The organism is Allotamlana fucoidanivorans, assembly GCF_006265225.1.
Classification (GTDB): Bacteria; Bacteroidota; Bacteroidia; order Flavobacteriales; family Flavobacteriaceae; genus Allotamlana; species Allotamlana fucoidanivorans.
Genome location: NZ_VDCS01000009.1, coordinates 58,127 through 79,968, shown reverse-complemented (window position 1 = coordinate 79,968; position 21,842 = coordinate 58,127). Strand labels below are relative to the sequence as shown.

Annotated in this window: 27 protein-coding genes; 24 read left to right on the top strand and 3 right to left on the bottom strand. The window is 34.3% G+C overall.

Annotation, left to right across the window (positions count from 1 at the left end; translation table 11 throughout):
- The first annotated feature begins 39 nt into the window (after positions 1-39).
- The 18 genes from rpsH (at position 40) to FGF67_RS10185 (ending at position 12,810) form a co-directional block, all read left to right on the top strand.
- Complete coding sequence (gene rpsH, locus FGF67_RS10270; RefSeq protein ID WP_139697435.1) at positions 40-438, top strand: 30S ribosomal protein S8; 399 nt, start codon at positions 40-42, stop codon at positions 436-438.
- A gap of 18 nt (positions 439-456) precedes the next feature.
- Positions 457-999 (top strand): 50S ribosomal protein L6, encoded by a 543-nt coding sequence (rplF, locus tag FGF67_RS10265; RefSeq protein WP_139697434.1) that lies wholly within the window; start codon positions 457-459, stop codon positions 997-999.
- A 10-nt stretch (positions 1,000-1,009) separates the two neighbouring features.
- Positions 1,010-1,366, top strand: coding sequence for a 50S ribosomal protein L18 (gene rplR, locus FGF67_RS10260; protein ID WP_139697432.1), 357 nt, complete (start codon positions 1,010-1,012; stop codon positions 1,364-1,366).
- Positions 1,367-1,372: 6 nt separating this feature from the next.
- Complete coding sequence (gene rpsE / locus FGF67_RS10255; RefSeq protein ID WP_139697430.1) at positions 1,373-1,897, top strand: 30S ribosomal protein S5; 525 nt, start codon at positions 1,373-1,375, stop codon at positions 1,895-1,897.
- 11 nt (positions 1,898-1,908) lie between these two features.
- Entirely contained in the window at positions 1,909-2,088 is a 180-nt protein-coding gene (gene rpmD / locus FGF67_RS10250; protein ID WP_139697428.1) for a 50S ribosomal protein L30, read from the top strand.
- 16 nt (positions 2,089-2,104) lie between these two features.
- Entirely contained in the window at positions 2,105-2,557 is a 453-nt protein-coding gene (rplO, locus tag FGF67_RS10245; RefSeq protein ID WP_139697426.1) for a 50S ribosomal protein L15, read from the top strand.
- Between the two features lie 13 nt (positions 2,558-2,570).
- Positions 2,571-3,926, top strand: coding sequence for a preprotein translocase subunit SecY (gene secY, locus FGF67_RS10240; protein ID WP_139697424.1), 1,356 nt, complete (start codon positions 2,571-2,573; stop codon positions 3,924-3,926).
- Positions 3,927-3,936: 10 nt separating this feature from the next.
- A complete protein-coding gene (gene infA, locus FGF67_RS10235) occupies positions 3,937-4,152 on the top strand; it encodes a translation initiation factor IF-1 (RefSeq protein WP_007094967.1) in 216 nt (71 codons plus the stop codon).
- A 4-nt stretch (positions 4,153-4,156) separates the two neighbouring features.
- The gene (gene ykgO / locus FGF67_RS10230) at positions 4,157-4,273 is read left to right on the top strand and encodes a type B 50S ribosomal protein L36 (RefSeq protein ID WP_013305171.1); all 117 of its coding nucleotides are present in this window, start codon (positions 4,157-4,159) and stop codon (positions 4,271-4,273) included.
- Positions 4,274-4,275: 2 nt separating this feature from the next.
- Positions 4,276-4,644 carry a 30S ribosomal protein S13 gene (gene rpsM, locus FGF67_RS10225; protein ID WP_139697423.1) on the top strand — a complete coding sequence of 123 codons (369 nt, stop codon included), beginning with the start codon at positions 4,276-4,278 and terminating at the stop codon, positions 4,642-4,644.
- A gap of 104 nt (positions 4,645-4,748) precedes the next feature.
- Complete coding sequence (gene rpsK, locus FGF67_RS10220; RefSeq protein WP_139697421.1) at positions 4,749-5,132, top strand: 30S ribosomal protein S11; 384 nt, start codon at positions 4,749-4,751, stop codon at positions 5,130-5,132.
- A 190-nt stretch (positions 5,133-5,322) separates the two neighbouring features.
- The gene (rpsD, locus tag FGF67_RS10215; RefSeq protein WP_139697419.1) at positions 5,323-5,928 is read left to right on the top strand and encodes a 30S ribosomal protein S4; all 606 of its coding nucleotides are present in this window, start codon (positions 5,323-5,325) and stop codon (positions 5,926-5,928) included.
- 101 nt (positions 5,929-6,029) lie between these two features.
- Entirely contained in the window at positions 6,030-7,022 is a 993-nt protein-coding gene (locus FGF67_RS10210) for a DNA-directed RNA polymerase subunit alpha (RefSeq protein WP_139697416.1), read from the top strand.
- A gap of 59 nt (positions 7,023-7,081) precedes the next feature.
- The gene (gene rplQ / locus FGF67_RS10205; protein ID WP_139697414.1) at positions 7,082-7,552 is read left to right on the top strand and encodes a 50S ribosomal protein L17; all 471 of its coding nucleotides are present in this window, start codon (positions 7,082-7,084) and stop codon (positions 7,550-7,552) included.
- 176 nt (positions 7,553-7,728) lie between these two features.
- The gene (carA, locus tag FGF67_RS10200) at positions 7,729-8,832 is read left to right on the top strand and encodes a glutamine-hydrolyzing carbamoyl-phosphate synthase small subunit (RefSeq protein WP_139697413.1); all 1,104 of its coding nucleotides are present in this window, start codon (positions 7,729-7,731) and stop codon (positions 8,830-8,832) included.
- 158 nt (positions 8,833-8,990) lie between these two features.
- The gene (gene eno, locus FGF67_RS10195) at positions 8,991-10,280 is read left to right on the top strand and encodes a phosphopyruvate hydratase (RefSeq protein ID WP_139697411.1); all 1,290 of its coding nucleotides are present in this window, start codon (positions 8,991-8,993) and stop codon (positions 10,278-10,280) included.
- A gap of 176 nt (positions 10,281-10,456) precedes the next feature.
- On the top strand, positions 10,457-11,743 hold the full coding sequence (locus FGF67_RS10190; RefSeq protein WP_139697409.1) for a citrate synthase: 1,287 nt from the start codon (positions 10,457-10,459) through the stop codon (positions 11,741-11,743).
- A 152-nt stretch (positions 11,744-11,895) separates the two neighbouring features.
- Positions 11,896-12,810, top strand: coding sequence for a dimethylarginine dimethylaminohydrolase family protein (locus FGF67_RS10185; RefSeq protein WP_139697669.1), 915 nt, complete (start codon positions 11,896-11,898; stop codon positions 12,808-12,810).
- On the opposite strand, the gene FGF67_RS10180 is transcribed toward FGF67_RS10185, so the two are convergent.
- Positions 12,807-14,300, bottom strand: a complete 1,494-nt coding sequence (locus tag FGF67_RS10180; protein ID WP_139697408.1) for a YfcC family protein — start codon at positions 14,298-14,300, stop codon at positions 12,807-12,809. The genes FGF67_RS10185 and FGF67_RS10180 overlap by 4 nt on opposite strands.
- Positions 14,301-14,443: 143 nt before the next feature.
- Here FGF67_RS10180 and FGF67_RS10175 point away from each other — a divergent pair, with 143 nt between their 5' ends.
- The 4 genes from FGF67_RS10175 to dnaG all read left to right on the top strand — a co-directional run bounded on the left by FGF67_RS10175 (position 14,444) and on the right by dnaG (position 18,946).
- On the top strand, positions 14,444-15,019 hold the full coding sequence (locus FGF67_RS10175; protein WP_233244054.1) for an RNA polymerase sigma factor: 576 nt from the start codon (positions 14,444-14,446) through the stop codon (positions 15,017-15,019).
- A complete protein-coding gene (locus FGF67_RS10170) occupies positions 15,006-15,746 on the top strand; it encodes a hypothetical protein (RefSeq protein WP_139697406.1) in 741 nt (246 codons plus the stop codon). Before FGF67_RS10175 ends, FGF67_RS10170 begins: the two co-directional genes overlap by 14 nt.
- A gap of 36 nt (positions 15,747-15,782) precedes the next feature.
- A complete protein-coding gene (locus tag FGF67_RS10165) occupies positions 15,783-16,865 on the top strand; it encodes a BAR domain-containing protein (RefSeq protein WP_139697404.1) in 1,083 nt (360 codons plus the stop codon).
- A 122-nt stretch (positions 16,866-16,987) separates the two neighbouring features.
- A complete protein-coding gene (dnaG, locus tag FGF67_RS10160) occupies positions 16,988-18,946 on the top strand; it encodes a DNA primase (protein ID WP_139697402.1) in 1,959 nt (652 codons plus the stop codon).
- Here dnaG and FGF67_RS10155 read toward each other — a convergent pair.
- Together FGF67_RS10155 and nadE are read right to left on the bottom strand one after the other, a co-directional pair.
- Positions 18,941-19,573 carry a response regulator gene (locus FGF67_RS10155; RefSeq protein WP_139697400.1) on the bottom strand — a complete coding sequence of 211 codons (633 nt, stop codon included), beginning with the start codon at positions 19,571-19,573 and terminating at the stop codon, positions 18,941-18,943. The two genes, dnaG and FGF67_RS10155, sit on opposite strands and share 6 nt — an antisense overlap.
- Before the next feature lie 92 nt (positions 19,574-19,665).
- Positions 19,666-20,457, bottom strand: coding sequence for an NAD(+) synthase (nadE, locus tag FGF67_RS10150; RefSeq protein WP_139697398.1), 792 nt, complete (start codon positions 20,455-20,457; stop codon positions 19,666-19,668).
- 83 nt (positions 20,458-20,540) lie between these two features.
- On the opposite strand from nadE, the gene gldB reads away from it, so the two are divergent.
- Both gldB and gldC read left to right on the top strand, forming a co-directional pair.
- Positions 20,541-21,503 carry a gliding motility lipoprotein GldB gene (gene gldB / locus FGF67_RS10145; protein ID WP_455423353.1) on the top strand — a complete coding sequence of 321 codons (963 nt, stop codon included), beginning with the start codon at positions 20,541-20,543 and terminating at the stop codon, positions 21,501-21,503.
- On the top strand, positions 21,503-21,838 hold the full coding sequence (gldC, locus tag FGF67_RS10140) for a gliding motility protein GldC (RefSeq protein WP_139697397.1): 336 nt from the start codon (positions 21,503-21,505) through the stop codon (positions 21,836-21,838). The genes gldB and gldC overlap by 1 nt, the downstream gene beginning before the upstream one ends.
- The last annotated feature ends 4 nt before the right edge of the window (positions 21,839-21,842 follow it).

The following is a 21,842-nucleotide window of genomic DNA, read 5'->3' as shown; positions in this document are numbered from 1 at the left end:
GTAACTAGCTGAAAACCAAAACCACAAAATCAATTCATTATGTACTCAGATCCAATTGCGGATTTTTTGACAAGAATTAGAAATGCAGTGCGTGCTAACCACAGAGTGGTAGAAATTCCTGCATCTAATCTTAAAAAAGACATCACTAAAATATTATTCGAGCAAGGATATATTTTAAGTTACAAGTTTGATGATTCTACTGTACAAGGTACTATTAAAATAGCGCTTAAGTACAACAAAGAAACAAAAGAACCAGTAATCAAGAAACTTCAAAGAATTAGTACTCCAGGTTTACGTCAGTATGCTGGTGCCAAAGAATTACCTCGTATCTTAAACGGTCTTGGTGTTGCTATTGTGTCAACTTCTCACGGAGTAATGACAGGTAAGCAAGCTAAGAAAGAGAATGTTGGTGGTGAAGTTTTATGTTACGTATACTAATTTTTAAACCAGAAAGAAATGTCAAGAATAGGAAATAATCCAGTAGCCATTCCAGAAGGTGTTACCGTTGACGTTAAAGATAACGTTATAACTGTAAAAGGAAAATTAGGAGAGTTAACACAGAAGTTTGATACTGTAGAGATAAAAGTAGAAGAAGGAAATGTTTTAGTAACACGTTCTTCTGAAACTAAAGATCAAAAAGCTAAACATGGTTTATACAGATCTTTAATTAACAATATGATTGAAGGTGTATCTAAAGGATGGACTAAAGAATTAGAATTGGTAGGTGTAGGTTATAGAGCATCAAACCAAGGACAAAAATTAGACTTAGCTTTAGGTTTTTCTCATAATATAGTGATGGATATTGCTCCAGAAATTAAAGTGGAAACAGTATCAGAAAAAGGAAAAAATCCTTTAGTGAAATTAACATCATTCGATAAACAACTTGTTGGTCAAGTAGCTGCGAAGATCCGTGGATTTAGAAAACCTGAACCTTACAAAGGAAAAGGAATCAAGTTTGTTGGTGAAGAAATTAGAAGAAAAGCAGGTAAATCAGCTTAATAATTAAGTTATGGCATTGACAAAGAACGATAGAAGACTAAGAATAAAAAACAGAATCCGTAAGGTAGTTTCAGGAACTGAAACTAGACCAAGATTGGCTGTTTATAGAAGTAATAAAGAAATTTATGCTCAATTAATAGATGACGTAACTGGTAAAACAATCAGTGCTGCATCTTCAAGAGATAAAGACATTAGTGCTGCAAAAGCAACTAAATCCGAAGTAGCTAAATTAGTAGGTAAAGTACTTGCTGAAAAAGCTTTAAAGGCTGGTGTAGATACTGTCTCTTTCGATAGAGGTGGATACTTATACCACGGTAGAGTACAATCATTAGCAGAAGGAGCTAGAGAAGCAGGACTAAAATTCTAAGATATTATGTTTCAAAAATATAAAAGTGCAGAGTTAGTAAAACCAGGTGGATTAGATCTTAAAGATCGTTTAGTTGGTGTACAAAGAGTTACTAAAGTAACTAAAGGTGGTAGAGCATTTGGTTTTTCAGCAATTGTTGTAGTTGGTGACGAAGCTGGTGTTGTAGGGCAAGGTTTAGGCAAATCTAAAGACGTTGCTAGTGCTATTGCCAAAGCTGTGGAAGATGCAAAGAAAAACCTAGTGCGTATTCCTATCATTAAAGGAACCTTACCTCATGAGCAAAAAGGTAAATATGGTGGTGCAAGAGTAAATATCATTCCTGCGGCTCCTGGTACTGGTGTAATTGCTGGTGGTGCTGTAAGAACAGTATTAGAGGCAGTTGGTGTGCATGATGTATTATCAAAATCACAAGGATCTTCAAATCCTCATAACGTAGTAAAAGCAACGTTCGATGCTTTATTGCAATTAAGAGATGCGAAAACTATTGCTAAAGATAGAGGTCTTACACTTGAACAAGTTTTTAACGCTTAATACAGACAGAAATGGCAAAGATTAAAGTAACAAAAGTTAAAAGCGCTATCAATCGTACGCAAAGACAAAAAAGAACTTTAGAAGCTCTTGGTCTTAAAAAGATTGGTCAAGTAAAAGAGCACGAAGCTACGCCAAATATTCTTGGTATGCTTGCTAAAGTTTCACATTTAGTTTCTGTTGAAGAAGCTTAAAAATATAAACTGAAAAATGGATTTAAGTAATTTAAAACCTGCAGAAGGTTCAGTAAAAAGCCAAGGGAAAAGAGTAGGTAGAGGACAAGGGTCTGGAAAAGGTGGTACTGCTACACGTGGACACAAAGGAGCTAAATCTCGTTCTGGATACTCTAAAAAAATAGGATTTGAAGGAGGGCAAATGCCACTTCAAAGACGTGTGCCTAAATTTGGTTTTACTAATATTAACCGTGTTGAGTATCAAGGTATCAATATTGATACTTTACAACAATTGGTTGATGATAAGAAAATAGGAGATACCGTTGATTTTGAAACATTATTTGCTAATCGCTTAGTAGGTAAAAATGATCTAGTTAAAATATTAGGTCGTGGTGAATTAAAAGCAAAATTAAAAGTATCTGCTCATAAGTTTACTGCTTCAGCTAAAGCTGCTATTGAGGCTGCTGGAGGAGAAGCTGTAACTATATAAGACGCATTAACGTATGAAATTCATAGAATCAATAAAGAATGTTTGGAAAATAGAAGAACTGAGAAACAGAATTGTAGTAACCTTGAGTCTGTTATTAGTTTACCGTTTTGGTGCCCAAGTGGTATTGCCAGGTATTGATGCTGCTCAATTAGGTGGTTTAGCTGATAAAACAGACGGAGGTTTGTTAGGTTTGCTTAACGCCTTCACAGGAGGAGCCTTTGCAAATGCTTCGGTTTTCGCTTTAGGTATTATGCCATACATTTCTGCTTCTATTGTTGTACAATTAATGGGGATTGCTATTCCGTACTTACAAAAGCTTCAAAAAGAAGGTGCCAGTGGACAAAAGAAGATTAATCAAATTACACGTTGGTTAACAATAGCTATTTGTTTACTTCAAGCACCAGGCTACTTAGCAAGTTTACCAGCATTGGGTATTCCACAAAGCGCATTTTTATTAGGAACAGGATTTTTATTCTATTTCTCTTCAGTAACTATTTTGGTTACTGGATGTATTTTCGCTATGTGGTTGGGAGAGAAAATTACTGATAAAGGTATTGGTAACGGAATCTCTTTATTAATCATGGTTGGTATTATTGCTACGTTACCTCAAGCATTTTTACAAAATGCAGCAACACGATTAGAAGGTGGTGGAAACGGTGGTTTAATGATGGTGTTAATCGAGTTTGTAATTTGGTTTGTTATCATTTTAGCTTCTATTATGTTAGTAATGGGAGTAAGAAAAATAGCTGTGCAGTATGCAAGAAGAACAGCTACAGGAGGCTATGAAAGAGCTGCAGTAGCAGGATCAAGACAATACATCCCGTTAAAGTTAAATGCATCAGGAGTAATGCCAATTATCTTTGCTCAAGCTATTATGTTTGTACCAAGTTTAATAGGAGGATCGTCGTTTTTAAAAGAAACTGTGGTTGGAGCATGGATGCAAACTAATTATTCTGATATGTTCGGATTTTGGTATAACCTAACATTTGCTTTATTGATTATAGTGTTTACCTATTTCTATACAGCAATTACGGTGCCTACAAATAAAATGGCTGACGATTTAAAGCGTAGTGGCGGTTTTATACCAGGTATACGTCCGGGTTCTGAAACGTCTGAATACTTGGATAGAATAATGTCTCAAATCACCTTACCAGGATCTATATTTTTGGCAATCATCGCTGTGTTCCCAGCATTAATTGTTAAGCTTATGGGTGTACAACAAGGATGGGCTTTATTTTTCGGAGGCACTTCGTTATTAATTATGGTTGGAGTTGCAATTGACACTATGCAGCAAATAAATTCGTATTTGTTGAATAGACACTATGATGGTTTGATGAAGACTGGTAAAAATAGAAAAGCAGTAGCTTAATTATTATACTATGGCAAAACAAGCAGCAATAGAACAAGACGGAACAATCATTGAAGCATTATCAAATGCAATGTTCCGTGTGGAATTAGAAAACGGTCACATTGTGACGGCACATATTTCTGGTAAAATGCGTATGCATTACATAAAGTTATTACCAGGAGATAAAGTAAAATTGGAAATGAGTCCTTACGATTTAACGAAGGCTCGTATAACTTATAGATACTAACAAGATGAAAGTAAGAGCATCAGTTAAAAAAAGAAGCGCAGATTGTAAAATTGTGCGTAGAAAAGGAAGACTTTACGTCATTAACAAAAAGAATCCTAGATTTAAACAAAGACAAGGGTAATTATGGCAAGAATTGCAGGTGTAGACATACCAAAAAACAAAAGAGGAGTTATCTCTTTAACTTATATCTATGGTATAGGTAAAAGCAGAGCAAAAGATATTTTAGCAGCAGCTAAAGTAGATGAAAGCACTAAAGTTCAAGACTGGACTGACGATGAAATTAGCAACATTCGTGAGGCTGTTGGAAACTTCACTATTGAAGGTGAATTACGTTCTGAAACACAATTAAACATTAAGCGTTTAATGGATATTGGTTGTTACAGAGGTATTCGTCACAGAGCTGGTTTACCATTAAGAGGGCAACGTACTAAAAACAACTCTAGAACTAGAAAAGGAAAGAGAAAAACTGTTGCTAACAAGAAAAAAGCATAACAATTAAATAATAGTCTTTAGTCTTTAGACGTTGGAAGGAATCTGTTTGAAATTATACGGTTTAGGATTCTAGCGACTATCACTAAAACTAAGTACTAGAAATTATGGCAAAGACAAGCACAAAAAAACGTAAAGTTATTATTGATTCTGTTGGAGAAGCGCATATCACAGCATCTTTTAACAATATCATTATTTCACTTACCAACAAAAAAGGAGATGTCATTTCATGGTCTTCTGCTGGTAAAATGGGATTTAGAGGTTCTAAGAAAAATACACCTTATGCAGCGCAATTAGCTGCCGAAGATGCTGCTGCAGTAGCTTCTGAGGCTGGATTGAAAAAAGTAAAGGTTTATGTAAAAGGGCCTGGAAATGGTAGAGAATCAGCTATTCGTTCGATCCACAATGCAGGAATTGAAGTAACAGAAATCATTGATGTTACTCCATTACCACACAACGGATGTCGTCCACCTAAAAGAAGAAGAGTTTAATCACGTTGTTACTAACGCGATTTAAATGAAGCAATTATAAAAATTAATATCATCTGAAATACAGATGGTATTAATTTTTTGTATAAATTTGCACACCGAAAAAATAACACAAGTATTAACGAGAGATTTATGGTTATCGAAGGATAAGATTTAGACCTTAATTCATAATCACTCTCAAAACAAATTTAAAATGGCAAGATATACTGGTCCTAAAACTAAAATAGCTCGTAAGTTTGGCGAGGCTATTTTCGGAGATGACAAATCTTTCGAAAAAAGAAATTATCCTCCAGGTCAACATGGAAACAACAGAAGACGTGGAAAAAAATCTGAGTACGCAATCCAATTACAAGAAAAACAAAAAGCTAAATATACCTATGGTATCTTAGAGCGTCAGTTTAGAGGATTGTTTAAAAAAGCAAGAGCTTCACAAGGTATTACGGGTGAGGTATTATTACAACTTTGTGAATCAAGATTAGACAATGTGGTGTTTAGAATGGGAATTGCTCCTACAAGAAGTGCTGCAAGACAATTAGTATCTCACAGACATATTACTGTAAATGGGGAGTTAGTAAACATACCTTCTTACCAATTAAAAGCTGGTGATGTTGTAGCGGTAAGAGAAAAATCGAAATCCCTTGAGGCTATTGCAAGATCACTTTCAAACGCTAGTACGGTTTATGAGTGGATTACTTGGAATGATGATACGAAACAAGGAACCTTTGTTTCTGTACCACAAAGAATTCAAATTCCAGAAAATATCAACGAGCAATTCATCGTCGAATTATACTCTAAATAATATATTAACAACATTGGTATTTAGCCAAAGGGTTTATTTGTACTTCTTCAAACTTATAAACCGCGCAACTAAATAACAATTAAAACGAAGAAACAAATAATATGGCAGTATTTAATTTTCAAAAGCCCGACAAAGTAATCATGATTGATTCAACTGATTTCGAAGGTAAGTTCGAATTCAGACCTTTAGAACCTGGTTACGGACTAACAGTGGGTAATGCACTAAGAAGAGTTTTATTATCTTCTTTAGAAGGTTTTGCAATTACTTCGGTTAGAATTGAAGGCGTTGATCATGAATTTTCAACGATTGCTGGGGTTGTAGAAGATGTTACAGAAATTATCTTAAACTTAAAACAAGTTCGTTTTAAAAGACAAATTGAGGATATTGATAACGAATCTGTATCTATATCTATTTCTGGACAAGACAAAATTACAGCAGGAGATTTTCAAAAATTTATTTCAGGATTCCAAGTACTGAATACAGAATTAGTAATCTGTAACTTAGATCCTAAAGTAAGTTTTAATATGGAAATCAGCATAGAAAAAGGTAGAGGGTATGTGCCTGCAGAAGAGAATAAAAAAGCTTCTGCACCAATGGGAACTATCTTTACTGATTCTATCTACACACCTATTAAAAATGTTAAGTATAGCATTGAAAACTATCGTGTGGAACAAAAAACGGATTATGAAAAATTAGTTTTTGAGATTATCACTGATGGTTCCATTACACCACAAGATGCATTAACTGAAGGTGCTAAGACGTTGATTCACCACTTTATGTTATTCTCTGATGAGCGTATCACTTTAGAGGCTGATGAAATTGCACAAACTGAAACGTATGATGAAGAATCACTTCATATGCGTCAGTTACTTAAAACAAAGCTTATCGATATGGATTTATCTGTTCGTGCGCTTAATTGTTTAAAAGCTGCTGAAGTTGATACTTTAGGAGATTTGGTATCATTCAACAAAAATGATTTAATGAAATTCAGAAACTTTGGTAAAAAGTCTTTAACTGAGCTTGAAGAGCTTGTAAATGTTAAAGGGTTAAATTTCGGAATGGATTTAAGCAAATATAAATTAGATAAAGATTAATTAATCATATTTTGCTCCTCGATGAACGAGTTTGGTAGCAAGATGATAAAACAAAGGTCATGAGACACGGAAAAAAAGTAAACCACTTAGGTAGAAAAACGGCACACAGAAAAGCAATGTTAGCTAATATGGCTTGTTCATTAATTGAACACAAGCGTATTAATACAACTGTAGCAAAGGCGAAAGCTTTAAAGCAGTTTGTGGAGCCAATGATTACTAAGTCTAAAATTGATACAACACACAACAGACGTATCGTTATGGCAAACCTTAGACAAAAGGATGCTGTTACCGAATTATTCAGAGAAGTAGCTGTAAAAGTTGCAGACAGACCAGGTGGTTATACAAGAATTATAAAATTAGGAAATCGTTTAGGAGATAACGCTGATATGGCTATGATAGAACTTGTTGATTACAACGAAATCTACAATGCTGAAAAAGCGAAGAAGAAAACAACGAGAAGAAGTAGAAGAGGTGGTTCTAAACCAGCTGCTGCTCCTGTTGAGACTAAGGCTTCAAACGAAGAGGAATAAATGTTGATATGCATTTAAAATATAAAGGATAAACTATTTTAGTTTATCCTTTTTTTTGTGCAATTTTGTAAAACTTTTCAAAACACATGAAACACCCATGAGAAAAATATTCGGTTATAAGCGTTTGATTATTAAGGGTGTTACATCTGACCGAAATATAATATCATAATTAACAGATGAAATATCAAAAAAGACAAAAGGCCATCATTCTTCTAGCAGATGGTACTATTTTTCACGGTAAGGCAGTTGGTAATAAACAAGGAACTTCATTTGGAGAGGTTTGTTTTAATACAGGAATGACTGGTTATCAAGAAATATTTACAGATCCGTCCTACTATGGACAACTAATGGTTGCAACCAATGCACATATTGGGAATTACGGAACAAAAGCAGATGAAATTGAGTCTGATTCTATAAAAATAGCGGGATTAATAGTTAAAAATTTTAGCTATGATTACTCTAGAGTGGGGGCTGATGATTCTTTAGAAAACTTTTTAGACAAAAATAATCTATTAGCTATTTCAGATGTTGATACCAGAGCTTTGGTGAGTTATATCAGAGACCACGGTGCCATGAATGCCGTAATTTCAACCGAAATAGATAAAATAGATGAGCTTAAAAAGCAATTGGCTGAAGTGCCAAATATGGAAGGACTAGAGTTGGCATCTAAAGTATCAACTAAAGAACCTTACTATTTTGGTGATGAAAATGCGACCTATAAAGTAGCGGCTCTAGATATTGGAATCAAAAAGAATATTTTAAGAAATATTGCAAGTAGAGACGTATATATTAAAGTGTTTCCATACAACGCTAAGTTTGAGGATTTAGAGGCGTTTAAGCCAGATGGATATTTCTTATCTAATGGGCCAGGGGATCCAGAACCTTTAGTTGAGGCACAAGCCGTAGCAAAAGAAATTATTAAAAGAGACTTACCGCTTTTTGGTATTTGTTTAGGGCACCAAGTTATAGCATTAGCTAATGGGGTTTCTACGTATAAAATGCATAACGGGCATAGAGGAATAAACCACCCTGTAAAAAATATGATTACAGGAAAGGGAGAGATTACGTCTCAAAACCATGGGTTTGCAGTTAATAGAGAAGAGGCTGAATCGCATCCAGATCTTGAAATCACACACGTGCATTTAAATGATAATACGGTGGCAGGTTTAGCTATGAAAAGTAAAAACGTGTTCTCGGTTCAGTACCATCCAGAAGCAAGTCCCGGGCCACATGATTCTTCTTATCTTTTTGATCAGTTTGTTGAAAATATTAAGAAATAAAATCAATGAAAACCTCAATGATAGTCTGCTTTTATTGGGGTTTTATTTAACTAAAACGTTATAGGTGATATTTTGTTAAATTCTTTAAAATCCAATGGATTTACACAAGATTAAACCGTAAATTTGAAACAATAAAAAGTATTAAAAACAAAGCAATTATGAGTGCAATAATTAACGTCCATGCGAGACAGATTTTAGATTCTAGAGGGAATCCAACAGTAGAAGTTGATGTAGTAACTGAGAATAATATTTTAGGTAGAGCGGCCGTTCCATCTGGAGCGTCTACGGGAGAGCATGAAGCCGTTGAGTTACGTGATGGTGGTGATACCTACATGGGAAAAGGTGTTTTAAAAGCTGTTGAAAATGTAAATACTATAATTGCTGAAGAATTATTAGGTGTTTCTGTATTTGAACAGAATTTAGTTGATAAAATCATGATTGATTTAGACGGTACTGCTAATAAATCAAAGTTAGGAGCTAACGCTATCTTAGGGGTGTCTTTAGCCGTAGCAAAAGCTGCTGCCAATGAGCTTAATATGCCGTTATATAGATATGTTGGTGGGGTTTCTGCAAATACGCTTCCTGTACCAATGATGAACATCATTAACGGGGGGTCTCATAGTGATGCACCTATTGCTTTTCAAGAGTTTATGATTATGCCTGTTAAGGCAAAAACATTTACCCATGCTATGCAAATGGGAACAGAGATTTTCCATAACCTTAAGAAAGTATTACATGATAGAGGATTAAGTACAGCGGTAGGTGATGAAGGTGGTTTTGCTCCAACTTTAGACGGAACGGAAGATGCTATAGAAACTATAGGAAAAGCAGTAGAAAATGCTGGTTACAAATTTGGTGATGAAGTTATGATTGCTTTAGATTGTGCTTCTGCTGAGTTCTATAAAGATGGTAAATATGATTACACCTTATTTGAAGGTGATAAAGGTATGGTGAGAACTTCTGAAGAACAAGCCGTTTATTTAGCCGAATTATGTGAAAAGTATCCAATCATATCTATAGAAGATGGTATGGATGAAAATGATTGGGATGGATGGAAATCTTTAACAGAGAAGGTTGGTGATAAAGTACAATTAGTTGGTGATGATTTATACGTAACTAATGTAGAGCGTTTATCAAGAGGTATTGAAAATGGTATTGCAAACTCTATCTTAATTAAAGTAAACCAAATAGGATCTTTAACAGAAACTATTGCAGCTGTAAATATGGCTAAAAATGCTGGGTACACCTCTGTAATGTCACACCGTTCTGGTGAAACTGAAGATAATACTATTGCCGATTTAGCGGTTGCATTAAATTGCGGACAAATAAAAACAGGTTCTGCATCTCGTAGTGACCGTATGGCAAAATATAATCAATTACTTCGTATTGAAGAAGAACTTGGAGAGGTAGCTTATTTTCCTCAAGAAAAAGCCTTTAAAGTGAAATAAATAATATTGAATGAAATTTTAAAAAAGCGATTATTTTTTAATAATCGCTTTTTTTATTACCATTTATTTTACCAATCTGTTAATTGATTAAATCATTCATAATTATGCAGGGAAAATCTATCAAATATTTGTAAATTAGCCATCCGCATAACGAAACAAAATATTACATAAAAAGCATGGCAGATAAAGCTACTATTGAGATTAATGATAAAAAAATTGAGCTTCCTTTAATAAAAGGAACTGAAAATGAGTTGGCAATTGATATCTCTACACTAAGAGCGAGTTCAGGAGGCGTTATTACACTAGATCCTGGATTTAAAAACACAGGGTCTTGTGAGAGTGCAATAACCTTTTTAGATGGAGAAAAAGGTATTTTAAGATATCGCGGATATGATATTGCTGAGTTAGCTGAGAATGTAGATTTTTTAGAAGTTGCTTATTTATTGATTTTTGGTGAATTACCTACGAAAGAACAAAATGATAAGTTTCATGATGATATTAAAGCGGAGTCTGTTGTCGATGAAGATGTAAAAAAGATTGTAGAGGCTTTCCCTAAATCGGCACATCCAATGGGTGTTATTTCATCATTAACAAGTGCTTTGACAGCTTTTAATCCATCTTCAGTAAATGTGGAATCAGAAGCTGATATGTACAAGTCTGTGGTTAGAATTCTTGGTAAAATGCCAGTTTTGGTAGCATGGACCATGCGTAAAAAACAAGGTTTACCTTTAGATTATGGAGATGACTCTTTGGGCTACGTAGAAAACTTGCTTAAAATGATGTTCACTAAACCGAATAAAACCTATGTTCAGAATCAAGTCTTAGTTGATGCTATGGACAAGTTGTTGATTTTACATGCAGACCATGAGCAAAACTGTTCTACCTCAACAGTTCGAGTGGTTGGTTCGTCTCATGCTGGATTGTTTGCATCAATTTCTGCTGGAATTTCAGCCCTTTGGGGACCGCTTCACGGTGGGGCCAATCAAGCGGTTTTAGAGATGTTGGAGGCTATTCAAGCTGATGGTGGTGATACCAAAAAGTATATGGCTAAAGCTAAAGATAAAAACGATCCGTTTAGATTAATGGGCTTTGGGCATCGCGTTTATAAAAACTTTGATCCAAGAGCAAGAATTATCAAAAAGGCTGCCGATCAAGTATTACATGATTTAGGAATTGAAGATCCCATTCTTGATATTGCCAAAGGGTTAGAAAAAGAAGCCTTAGAAGATTCTTACTTTGTAGATAGAAAATTATATCCAAATGTAGATTTCTATTCGGGTATTATTTATAGGGCTATGGGAATTCCTACAGATATGTTTACCGTAATGTTTGCAATAGGGCGTTTACCTGGTTGGATAGCGCAATGGAGAGAAATGCGTTTACGTAAAGAACCAATAGGACGACCAAGACAAATATATGTAGGCGCAACTGAAAGGAAATTTGTTCCTGTAGACGCTAGATAAAAATATATTAATTTTGCATTATATTTAAGTTTCATGGGTTTTCTGTGAAACTTTTCTTTTTTTAGGGTGAATTTATAAAAAATCTTCAATAAAGTATTTTATTATTGTTAGTTTTGAGCGTTTAATTAATGACTGTTTTTTTGGTTGAAAGTATGTTAAAACTTAATATAAAAAACGAAACGTCAAGACTACGTAAGGTTGTCTTGGGAACTGCAATTAGCAATGGCCCCATTCCCAAACTAGACGATTGCTATGATCCTAAAAGTATTGAACATATTAAAGCAGGAACCTATCCTACAGAGCTTGATATGATTGCTGAAATGAACGCACTTGAATCTGTGTTTAAAAAGTATCAGGTAGACGTGCTTAAACCCAAGGTTATACAAGATTGTAATCAAATATTTTCGCGTGATATAGCTTTTGTTATTGAAGATATTATGATTGAAGCAAATATTTTACCACATAGAGAGGAGGAAGTACATGCTATTGATTATATATGGAATCAAGTTAGTCCAGATAAACGTATGATACTACCAAAAGAATGTCATGTAGAAGGTGGTGATGTTATGCCTTGGAATGACTATATTTTTGTGGGCACCTATTCAGGAAGTGACTATGCTAATTTTATAACAGCACGCACAAATATTGATGCGGTTATCGCTTTACAAGAGTTATTTCCTAACAAAATTGTAAAATCATTTGAGCTAAGAAAGTCTAATACAAATCCAAGAGAAAATGCACTTCATTTAGACTGTTGCTTTAACCCCTTAGGAAAAGGGAAAGCAATTATTCATAAAAACGGATTTTTAGTTGAAAAGGAATATGACTGGTTAGTGAATCATTTTGGGAAAGACAATATTTTTGAAATCAATAAAGATGAAATGTATGCCATGAATAGCAATGTGTTTTCTATTTCGGAAGAGGTTGTGATTTCCGAAAAGAATTTTACACGGCTTAACGCATGGCTACGTCAACAAGGGTTTACAGTTGAAGAAGTGCCTTATCATGAAATAGGTAAACAAGAAGGGTTATTCCGTTGCTCAACCTTACCATTATATAGAGATTAATAAACTGAAATGGTTAGTAAAATCATTGTAATTATAAAAAGTATAAAAAACAAGGGCATTATAAATTTTAACCATTTGTTAAAACCTACATTTACAATGGCTAGTGCGGCCAAAATCAATCCAGTAGGGTTAATTAGGTAGAATAAACCCATACCGTATTGATAGGTGTCAACAATAATTTCTCTACCAATATTAACAGTGTCGGCTAATGGGGACATAATAGGCATGGTTAATACAGCCATACCTGATGAGGAAGGCATAAAGAATGATAATCCACTGTAAATGATAAGCATAACATTTGTGAATATTCCTTTGCTCATGCCTTCGGTAACCATGCTAGCATGATAAAGTAAGGTGTCACTTATTAATCCGTCCTCCATAATAATGGTAACGCCACGGGCTATTCCTACAATAAAAGCCACACTCAATAGGCTGGCAGCACCTTTGGCAAACTCTTCCACAAAAACGCTCTCTTTTATTTTAGCAATAAAGCCTATTAAAATGGCACCTAATAAAAAGGTAGCGGTCATTTCAATAAACCACCAGTCCCAGAAAGAAACACCAGCTATCATCACCACAAAGCATAGAGAAAAAACCAATAATATTAATATGAGTCTGGGGTTAAATTTTACTGAAGTATTTAAGTCGTGTAAGCCAAATAACTGTTCAATTTCTTCCTTCTGATTAAAAATGAGAGATTTGGTAGGGTCTAATTTTACCTTCTTGGCATATCGAAGAATGTATAATATTGTTGCAACAAGACAAATTACTAACATGATAACTCGGTTAGTTAAACCTGTAGTCCAGTTAATCCCAGCAGTATCAGAGGCTATTATGGTAGAAAAAGGATTTATTGTAGAACACATAGTACCTATGGCCGATCCTAAAAAGATACAAGCAAGTCCAACCATGGCATCATATTTTGCCGCTAAAAAAACAGGAATTAATATGGGGAAAAAAGCCATGGTTTCTTCAGCCAATCCAAAAGTTGTACCGCCCAGGGCAATAAGAGTAGTAACAAGAATGATTAAAATAAATTCATAACCTTTTAGCAGATGGGCTAACCAAGAAATTCCCGCATCAAAGGCACCAGTTACATTCATAATACCTATTAAACCACCAATAATTAAGATCAGAAAAATAATGTCGGAAGCGGCTATAATACCTTTTATAGGAGCTTGTATTAATGCGGTTAAGCCTTGAGGTTTAGAGTTTAATGCCTTGTAGGTATTGGGAATACCAATAGGTTTATAAATATCACCATTCGTAAATTTTTCAATTGGAATTTTGATATCTAATGATTCTAGTGTTTTTTGTGTAGCTGGTAGTGTTGTGGCTGAATGTTCACTTGTTCTTATGAATGTTTTGCTAGAAGCATCATAGGTTAAGGTGTCATATTTTCCTGCAGGGACTAACCACGTTAATATGGTAACAAAAACAGCAATAAGCAGTAAAATAGTTTGAGCGGTTGGAAATTTTAGTGTTTTCATTTTAAAGAAGTTATTCCATTCCATTAATTTTGGTAAAGTTAACCAAATGTATCATATGGTGTTTTTTTAATTGAAACTTAAAAAAAATATATCACGAGGCAACCATTTGTTATAAAAAAGCGTCTTATAAAATAGAAGACCAAATGAAACCATTTTTGAAAGTTATTCCGCTTCATAAAAAAGAATCTGTTTTGATTCAAAAAGCTATTAAACAAAATAGAGAGGCACAACGTATTTTGTTTGATTTGTATGCTCCGCAAATGCTAAGCGTTTGTAGAACTTATGTCAAGGATATACAACATGCCGAAGAGGTCATGCTTAATGGTTTTTTAAAAGTGTTTTCTCATTTAAAGAATTATAGATCTGAAGGAAGTTTCGAGGGGTGGGTAAGGCGCATTATGGTAAGAGAATCTATTTCTTTTATTAGAAAACAAAAACAGCTTGTTTTTTCGGTTGAAGAAATTATTCCTAACAAAGAACAGCCCAACACCATAGAAGCAGATTTGCAGGTAGTAGAAATTCAACAGCTTATTGATATGCTTCCTGATGGGTATAAAGTTGTTTTTGTTATGTATGCTATTGAAGGGTATAAGCACTGTGAAATTGCTAGTCTATTGCATATCACTGAGGGAACGTCAAAATCACAACTTTATAAGGCTAGAAAAATGCTTCAAAAGGGCGTAAAAAAGTTAAATACGGTAAACTATGGCACCAATTAATTTTGAAAAAGATATAAAGGAAAAGGTAAACAATAGAAGACTTGAGCCTTCCAAAAAAGCTTGGGATAATTTATCACATCAGTTAGATGTAGAAATTTCGCCAAGGCATAACACAAGATACTGGCGCATTGGTTTGGCGGCTAGTGTTGCTGCTTTTTTGTTCTATATTGTATCTCATAAACAAGAACCATTTATTGACTCTAACAAGATCATAAGTCAGGAAGTTTTAACAGAGGTAGAACAGCACAACATTATAGAAGTTGCAGACACCGTTAAAAATGACCAAGAAGCATCTAGTGTAAATCACGATAATACATTAAGTCTGATAACAACTTCAGAAACTGAAATACATGTAACTACCATTACTCAATCTTCACTTAACAACCAAGAGCAAACGCATACAAAGGTTAAGAACCTCAATGAAGATGTTTTGCAAGAACGTTCAATTATTGAAGAACAAAAGATTAAAAGTATAGTTGCTCAGGTTGAAATATTGGCGTCTAATAAGCAAGTTGTAACCGACGCAGATATTGAGGCATTACTTAAAGCGGCAGAACAGGATATAGCCTTGTCTAGGCTCAACAATGAGCAACAGTCTGTAGATGCCAACGCCTTATTGCAAGAGGTAGAAGAAGAACTTGATCAGTCTTTTAGAACAAGGGTTTTTGAAGCGATAAAAGCCAAATATAATACGGTAAAAACGGCGGTAGCGCAGCGTAACGAATAATATCAATCAAACATCAATCATAAAAAACGAACAAACATGCAAACTCTACTTAAGTATGGGGTGTTATTAGTAGTATGCTTAATAACGCATCTCATCAATGCGCAAGATACTATTCAAAACACAAATAATCAGTATAAAATAGAGGCTTATAAACAAGCTAAATTAGATGTTAAAACAGAAGAACGTCAATTTTTAAAAGCAGAAGTACAGGCTATTAATACAAGATTAGAACAAGGAGAAATTACAGAAGAACAGGCCAATCAATTAAAAAAGGAGGCATCAAAAAAACGGGCTTTAAATATTGAAAACAGAATAGCCATTATTGATAATAAAATAGCCTTACTTGAGCGCAATGAAAAGGACTATCTTCATAAGGATATTACCGATGTGTCTAATATAGAAATAGAAGTATCAAATGATGATGACGAATTTCTGTGGATAAAAATTAAGGATAAAAAGAAACCAAAAAAATATGACAAGCGCACCCAAAGTGATTTGGTATTTGCCATGGGGTTTAATAATGCCTTAATAGAAGGAGAAAAGTTAGATGATACACCGTATAAAATTGGAGGTTCAGGATTTATAGAATTAGGATTTGCTTGGAAAACCAGGCTTTTAGAGCATTCTAATTTTTTTAGATTTAAATATGGGGCTTCAATACAATGGAATAAACTTAACATTAGAGACAATATGTATTTTGTGAATACTGATGGTGCCATCAACTTAGAAGAATTTCCATACCCTGTACGTGTGTCAAAATTCAGAGTCACAAACTTTGTTTTTCCTCTTCATTTGGAAATAGGCCCATCAAAACGTATAGATAAGGATACCTATTTTAGGTATTCAACCAAAAAGCAATTTAAGTTTGGAGTTGGAGGCTATGCCGGATTTAATATAGGCACGCTTCAAAAAGTGAAATACCAAAATGAAAATGGTAAAAAGGTAAAAGATAAGGCCAGAAGCGGATTTAATACATCTGAGTTGATTTATGGTGTTAGTTCTTATATAGCATTGGGCACAACAGCGCTTTATGTGAAATACGACTTAAACCCTATATTTAGAAACCAAGCTATTTCCCAAAATAATATTTCAGTTGGTTTACGGTTTGATATGGACTAAACCATTAAGCAGGTATACAATCTGTAACTTATAATAAGCTGTTATTTCCAGTATAGGAATAGGTGTAATTATTGAAAATGTATTAATTTGTAGTACATTTACATCTTCAAAATTATAAGGTATTGATTTCGCCAGCATCTATAGATTTAGTTTTTGAAACTGCTCGAGTTGAGGAGGTTATTGGTGATTTTGTACAATTAAAAAAGGCGGGTAGTAATTTTAAAGGGTTAAGTCCGTTCAGTGATGAGCGTTCCCCAAGCTTTATGGTATCACCAGTAAAGCAAATATGGAAAGACTTTTCAACAGGAAAAGGAGGTACAGCCGTTTCTTTTTTAATGGAACATGAACATTTTACTTACCCTGAGGCTATAAGATATTTGGCTAAAAAGTATAATATTGAGATTGAAGAAACGGTTCAGTCTGATGCCCAGAAAGAAAAAGCCAATGAAAAGGAAAGTTTGTATTTAGTAAGTGAGTTTGCTAATACCTATTTTCAGAATATACTTCATAAAACCGATCAAGGAAAGTCTATAGGATTAAGTTACTTTAAAGAAAGAGGGTTTACAGAAGAAACGATTAAAACCTTTGATTTAGGCTATGCCCTTGATGTATGGCAAGGATTTACCGATGAAGCTTTAAAAAAAGGATATAGCATTGAGTACCTTGAAAAAACGGGGTTAACTATTGTTAAGGAAGATAAACGTTTTGATAGGTTTAAAGGGCGCGTTATGTTTCCAATAAAGAGCATGAGTGGCAGGGTGCTTGGTTTTGGAGGAAGAATACTTGTGACCGATAAAAAGGCTGCAAAATACATGAATTCGCCTGAAAGCGATATTTACCATAAAAGTAAGGTGCTTTATGGTATTTATCATGCCAAGCAAAGTATTGCTAAAGAAGATAATTGCTATCTGGTTGAAGGGTATACTGATGTGATTCAGTTCTATCAAACGGGTATAAAAAATGTAGTATCTTCTTCGGGTACGGCATTAACATCAGAGCAAATCAGATTAATAAACCGGCTTACCAAAAACATCACCGTGCTTTTTGATGGAGATGCTGCGGGCATGCGTGCCTCGTTGAGAGGTATTGATTTGATATTAGAACAAGGTATGAATGTTAAGGTGTGTACCTTTCCTGAAGGTGAAGACCCTGATAGCTTTGCCAAACAAAATACTTTACAGGAGTTGACGGAGTATTTAAACGCTAATGCCAAGGATTTTATTCAATTTAAGGCTTCTGTTTTGTTTGAAGAATCAAAGAATGACCCAATAAAGAAGGCAGAAACGGTAAGAGATATTATAAATAGTATTTCAAAGATTCCTGATAGAATCAAAAAAGAAATCTATATACAAGAATGTGCCAGAATAATGGATGTTAGTGAAGAGGTGCTGTTTAGCACTTTGGCACAAATCAATAAAAAAGAAATACAGGAAGAAGGTAAAAAACTAAAATCTGAGCAGAAGGCTTTTGAAGTTATTAAGCATCAGCAACCTGTTAAAAAGGTTGATGTACAGTATCTTTTAGAACGAAAAATTATAGAGTTGCTATTGCTGTATGGGCACATGAGTCAAGAGTTTGAAGATTTGGTTTTAAAGGAAAATGATAATGGCGAATTAATCTTAGTACCCGAAATACAGCAGGCTAAGGTGTTTGAAAAAATATTTTTGGATTTGCAGGATGATGAAATGGAATTTTCAAATCCCAAATTTAAAACGCTTTATTATACCATCATAGACAGATTAAATCAAGATGACAATTTTGAACTTAAGACTTTTGTAAATACCGTTGATCAAGATATGGCTAACGAAATTACTACGATTTTGATGGATGACGAACGCTATACTTTGGATGATTGGAAAAGAATGAATATTTTTCCTAAAGAAAAACTACATACTGTATCACAATTAGTTAGTGAAACCATTTTAAGTTTGCGTTGTTTTTTAATTGATCAAAAGGTAAAAGAGTTTCAATATGAAACCATACAAAACAAATTAGACACGAATAGAGATGTACTTGAGCAAGTAAAAGACTATTCGGGTCTAAAAATGTTGTTGTCTAGAAAGTTAAATAGAGTACTATGAAACTTCTTGAGATAGTTTAGCCTGGCTTACTAAATCCACCAAGTTATTTACTTTAAGTTTTCGCATAAGTCTTGCCTTATACGTACTTACTGTTTTCTCATTAATGTTAAGCTCTTGAGAAATTTCTTTGTTCTTTCTACCAATGGTAAGCAGTTTTAAAACTTCCGCTTCTCGCGTAGATAGTTTTTTGTAAAACGTACCTCCTTTGTTAACTCGAGAACCAAAGGCTAATTGTTGAGTTAATTCATTACTTAAATGAATACCGCCATCAGCAACTTTTAAAATTGCTTCATTAATGGTAATCACATTTACAGATTTGTTTAAGTAGCCTGATGCCCCAGCTTTTATAGCATTTATGGCATAAACTTCTTCTGGTTGGCCGCTAAAAATAATCGTTTTAACGTCTGGGTGGTCATTTTTTAAATAACGTAATACGGTTAAACCGTTTAATTTTGGAAGATCTGCTTCGGTCAAGACAATGTCTATCGGATTTTTCTTCACAAATTCTAAAATGGCATCGCCATTGTCAACACTTCCTACAATTTTAATGTTAGGAGAAGCAGAGAAAAGCACTTCCAATCCTTTTCTGGTAATCGGATGATTGTCTGCTATTAATAAATTTATCATAATTGAGAGATTTTAGATACAACTCATCCCGTAAGCTGTACTTGAGAGATTATACTTACTGCTAAGTTAATACTTTTTTACATATATAGCAATTATTGTGTGAAATTATTAGGAATTTTACAAATTGGGATAGGAACCATTTTGTGCTTGTTAGCCGTATTGAAGCGTTTATAGATTTTGAAGACTTCAAGTTCTCTACCTGAAAAATCAGCAATAGTTTTACCTTTTTCATCCATAGCCATAGCCCATTCAAGCTCTGGGTATGATGCACCTATTTGGTCTTCATCACTTCTGGCATCACCAAACAAGCCATCACTAGGAGCAGCAATCATTATAGATTCAGGTACATCTAGGTATTTTCCTAATTGATATACTTCAGACTTCACTAAATCGGCAATAGGGCTTAAATCTACACCACCATCACCATATTTTGTGTAAAAGCCAACCCCAAAATCTTCTACTTTATTTCCTGTACCCGCAACCAGCATTTTATATAACCCAGCATAATAGTACAAAGTAGTCATTCTTAAACGAGCCCGTGTATTTGCCAGTGCCATATCAACGGTAGCTTGCTTGCCCTCTAAAATAACTTCAGTTTTAAATTCTTCAAAAACAGGCGTCAAATCTGCTTTGGTAGTGCTAACATTAGAGAAACGTTTTTTTAGTTGAGTCATATGTTCTTGAGCGCGTGTTACATGGCTTGAAGCTTGATGAATAGGCATTTCTACGCATAACACCTTAAGTCCTGTTTTAGCGCATAAGGTAGAGGTTACGGCAGAATCAATACCTCCTGAAACCCCAACAACAAAGCCATTCATGCCAGACTTGGTTGCATAATCCTTGAGCCAGTTTACAATATAATCTACAACGTTTTCTATTTGCATTTTCTTTGAATTTAATAGTACCTTTGCAAGCAAAAATAACGCATACACCCTATTTATAAAAATTTATGAAGATTAAGTTTTATGTGATGAAAGTATTACGAATATTACTGATAATGGTGTTGCTATATGCTTGCAAACAAGAACAGGGACATGAAGCGGAGATAGCCAAAATACAAACAGATATTAAGGTTGAACGGTTTGATAGGTTATTTGCTAAGGTAGACCAAGCCCATTTACAAGGTTTGAAAACAGATTATCCCTTTTTGTTTTCTGAAAAATTCTCAGATACGTTCTGGTTAGAAAAAAAGTCAGATAGCTTACAAAGTGCTTTATTTCAGGAGGTAAATAAAATATTTTCAAATGTTGAAACGCTGGAAGGAGAGATTGAATTTTTGTTTAATCACTTAACGTATTATTTTCCTGAGTTCACCCCGCCCAGAGTGATTACAGTAACCAATGATGTTGATTATAGAAATAGAGTTATTGTGACCGATACCATTGCTTTAATTGCCTTAGATGCGTATTTAGGGAGTAATCATGACTATTATGCCAGTATACCAAAATATATAAGAGCAGGACTTACTAAAGAGCAGGTTGTTGTTGATTTGGCCGATGAATATGCAAAGAAGTATGTGTTTCATCCTGCCAGAAAAACTTTGCTTGATGAAATGGTTTATTTTGGCAAATGCCTTTATTTTAAAGATGCTGTAATACCATTTAAAACAGAAGCGGAGCGCATAGGTTATACAGACAATGAACTAGAATGGGCTCGTGCTAACGAAAGTTATATTTGGAGGTATTTTGTTGAACGTGAATTATTGTTTAGTACAGACTCTAAATTACCAAGTAGGTTTATAAACCCTGCACCTTTCACAAAATTTTATTTAGAAGAGATTGATGCAGATTCCCCAGGTAGATTAGGGCAATTTATAGGCTGGCAAATTGTTAAAGCTTACATGAAGAATAATGATGTTAAGCTTTCAGATATGCTCTCAAAAAATACAGAAGAGATTTTTAATAACTCAAAATTTAAACCCCGCAAGTAATGTCAAAAATAAACACGTCAAAGATAGAATTAAACGTTGCTTTAGATGAAAATCGCATTCCAGAAAAATTATTTTGGACGGCTGAAGATGGAGGTATTGCCAATGAAGAAGCCAAAGCGATGATGCTTGCTGTTTGGGATTCAAAAGTAAAAGAAACACTTCGTATTGATTTATGGACTAAAGATATGCCCGTTGATGAGATGAAGTTGTTTTTTCATCAAACCTTAGTGGCCATGAGTGATACCTTCTACAGAGCTACACAAGATGAAAAAATGAGTGCTACTATGAAAGATTTTTGCGATTATTTTGCCGAAAAATTAGAACTTAAAAAGTAAGTGC

Excerpts from the sequence above, each read along its gene's own strand:
- rpsH (WP_139697435.1), top strand. The coding sequence starts at position 40 with ATGTACTCAGATCCAATTGCGGATTTTTTGACAAGAATTAGAAATGCA.
- rplF (WP_139697434.1), top strand. The coding sequence starts at position 457 with ATGTCAAGAATAGGAAATAATCCAGTAGCCATTCCAGAAGGTGTTACC.
- rplR (WP_139697432.1), top strand. The coding sequence starts at position 1,010 with ATGGCATTGACAAAGAACGATAGAAGACTAAGAATAAAAAACAGAATC.
- rpsE (WP_139697430.1), top strand. The coding sequence starts at position 1,373 with ATGTTTCAAAAATATAAAAGTGCAGAGTTAGTAAAACCAGGTGGATTA.
- rpmD (WP_139697428.1), top strand. The coding sequence starts at position 1,909 with ATGGCAAAGATTAAAGTAACAAAAGTTAAAAGCGCTATCAATCGTACG.
- rplO (WP_139697426.1), top strand. The coding sequence starts at position 2,105 with ATGGATTTAAGTAATTTAAAACCTGCAGAAGGTTCAGTAAAAAGCCAA.
- secY (WP_139697424.1), top strand. The coding sequence starts at position 2,571 with ATGAAATTCATAGAATCAATAAAGAATGTTTGGAAAATAGAAGAACTG.
- infA (WP_007094967.1), top strand. The coding sequence starts at position 3,937 with ATGGCAAAACAAGCAGCAATAGAACAAGACGGAACAATCATTGAAGCA.
- ykgO (WP_013305171.1), top strand. The coding sequence starts at position 4,157 with ATGAAAGTAAGAGCATCAGTTAAAAAAAGAAGCGCAGATTGTAAAATT.
- rpsM (WP_139697423.1), top strand. The coding sequence starts at position 4,276 with ATGGCAAGAATTGCAGGTGTAGACATACCAAAAAACAAAAGAGGAGTT.
- rpsK (WP_139697421.1), top strand. The coding sequence starts at position 4,749 with ATGGCAAAGACAAGCACAAAAAAACGTAAAGTTATTATTGATTCTGTT.
- rpsD (WP_139697419.1), top strand. The coding sequence starts at position 5,323 with ATGGCAAGATATACTGGTCCTAAAACTAAAATAGCTCGTAAGTTTGGC.
- FGF67_RS10210 (WP_139697416.1), top strand. The coding sequence starts at position 6,030 with ATGGCAGTATTTAATTTTCAAAAGCCCGACAAAGTAATCATGATTGAT.
- rplQ (WP_139697414.1), top strand. The coding sequence starts at position 7,082 with ATGAGACACGGAAAAAAAGTAAACCACTTAGGTAGAAAAACGGCACAC.
- carA (WP_139697413.1), top strand. The coding sequence starts at position 7,729 with ATGAAATATCAAAAAAGACAAAAGGCCATCATTCTTCTAGCAGATGGT.
- eno (WP_139697411.1), top strand. The coding sequence starts at position 8,991 with ATGAGTGCAATAATTAACGTCCATGCGAGACAGATTTTAGATTCTAGA.
- FGF67_RS10190 (WP_139697409.1), top strand. The coding sequence starts at position 10,457 with ATGGCAGATAAAGCTACTATTGAGATTAATGATAAAAAAATTGAGCTT.
- FGF67_RS10185 (WP_139697669.1), top strand. The coding sequence starts at position 11,896 with ATGTTAAAACTTAATATAAAAAACGAAACGTCAAGACTACGTAAGGTT.
- FGF67_RS10180 (WP_139697408.1), bottom strand. The coding sequence starts at position 14,300 with ATGAAAACACTAAAATTTCCAACCGCTCAAACTATTTTACTGCTTATT.
- FGF67_RS10175 (WP_233244054.1), top strand. The coding sequence starts at position 14,444 with ATGAAACCATTTTTGAAAGTTATTCCGCTTCATAAAAAAGAATCTGTT.
- FGF67_RS10170 (WP_139697406.1), top strand. The coding sequence starts at position 15,006 with ATGGCACCAATTAATTTTGAAAAAGATATAAAGGAAAAGGTAAACAAT.
- FGF67_RS10165 (WP_139697404.1), top strand. The coding sequence starts at position 15,783 with ATGCAAACTCTACTTAAGTATGGGGTGTTATTAGTAGTATGCTTAATA.
- FGF67_RS10155 (WP_139697400.1), bottom strand. The coding sequence starts at position 19,573 with ATGATAAATTTATTAATAGCAGACAATCATCCGATTACCAGAAAAGGA.
- nadE (WP_139697398.1), bottom strand. The coding sequence starts at position 20,457 with ATGCAAATAGAAAACGTTGTAGATTATATTGTAAACTGGCTCAAGGAT.
- gldC (WP_139697397.1), top strand. The coding sequence starts at position 21,503 with ATGTCAAAAATAAACACGTCAAAGATAGAATTAAACGTTGCTTTAGAT.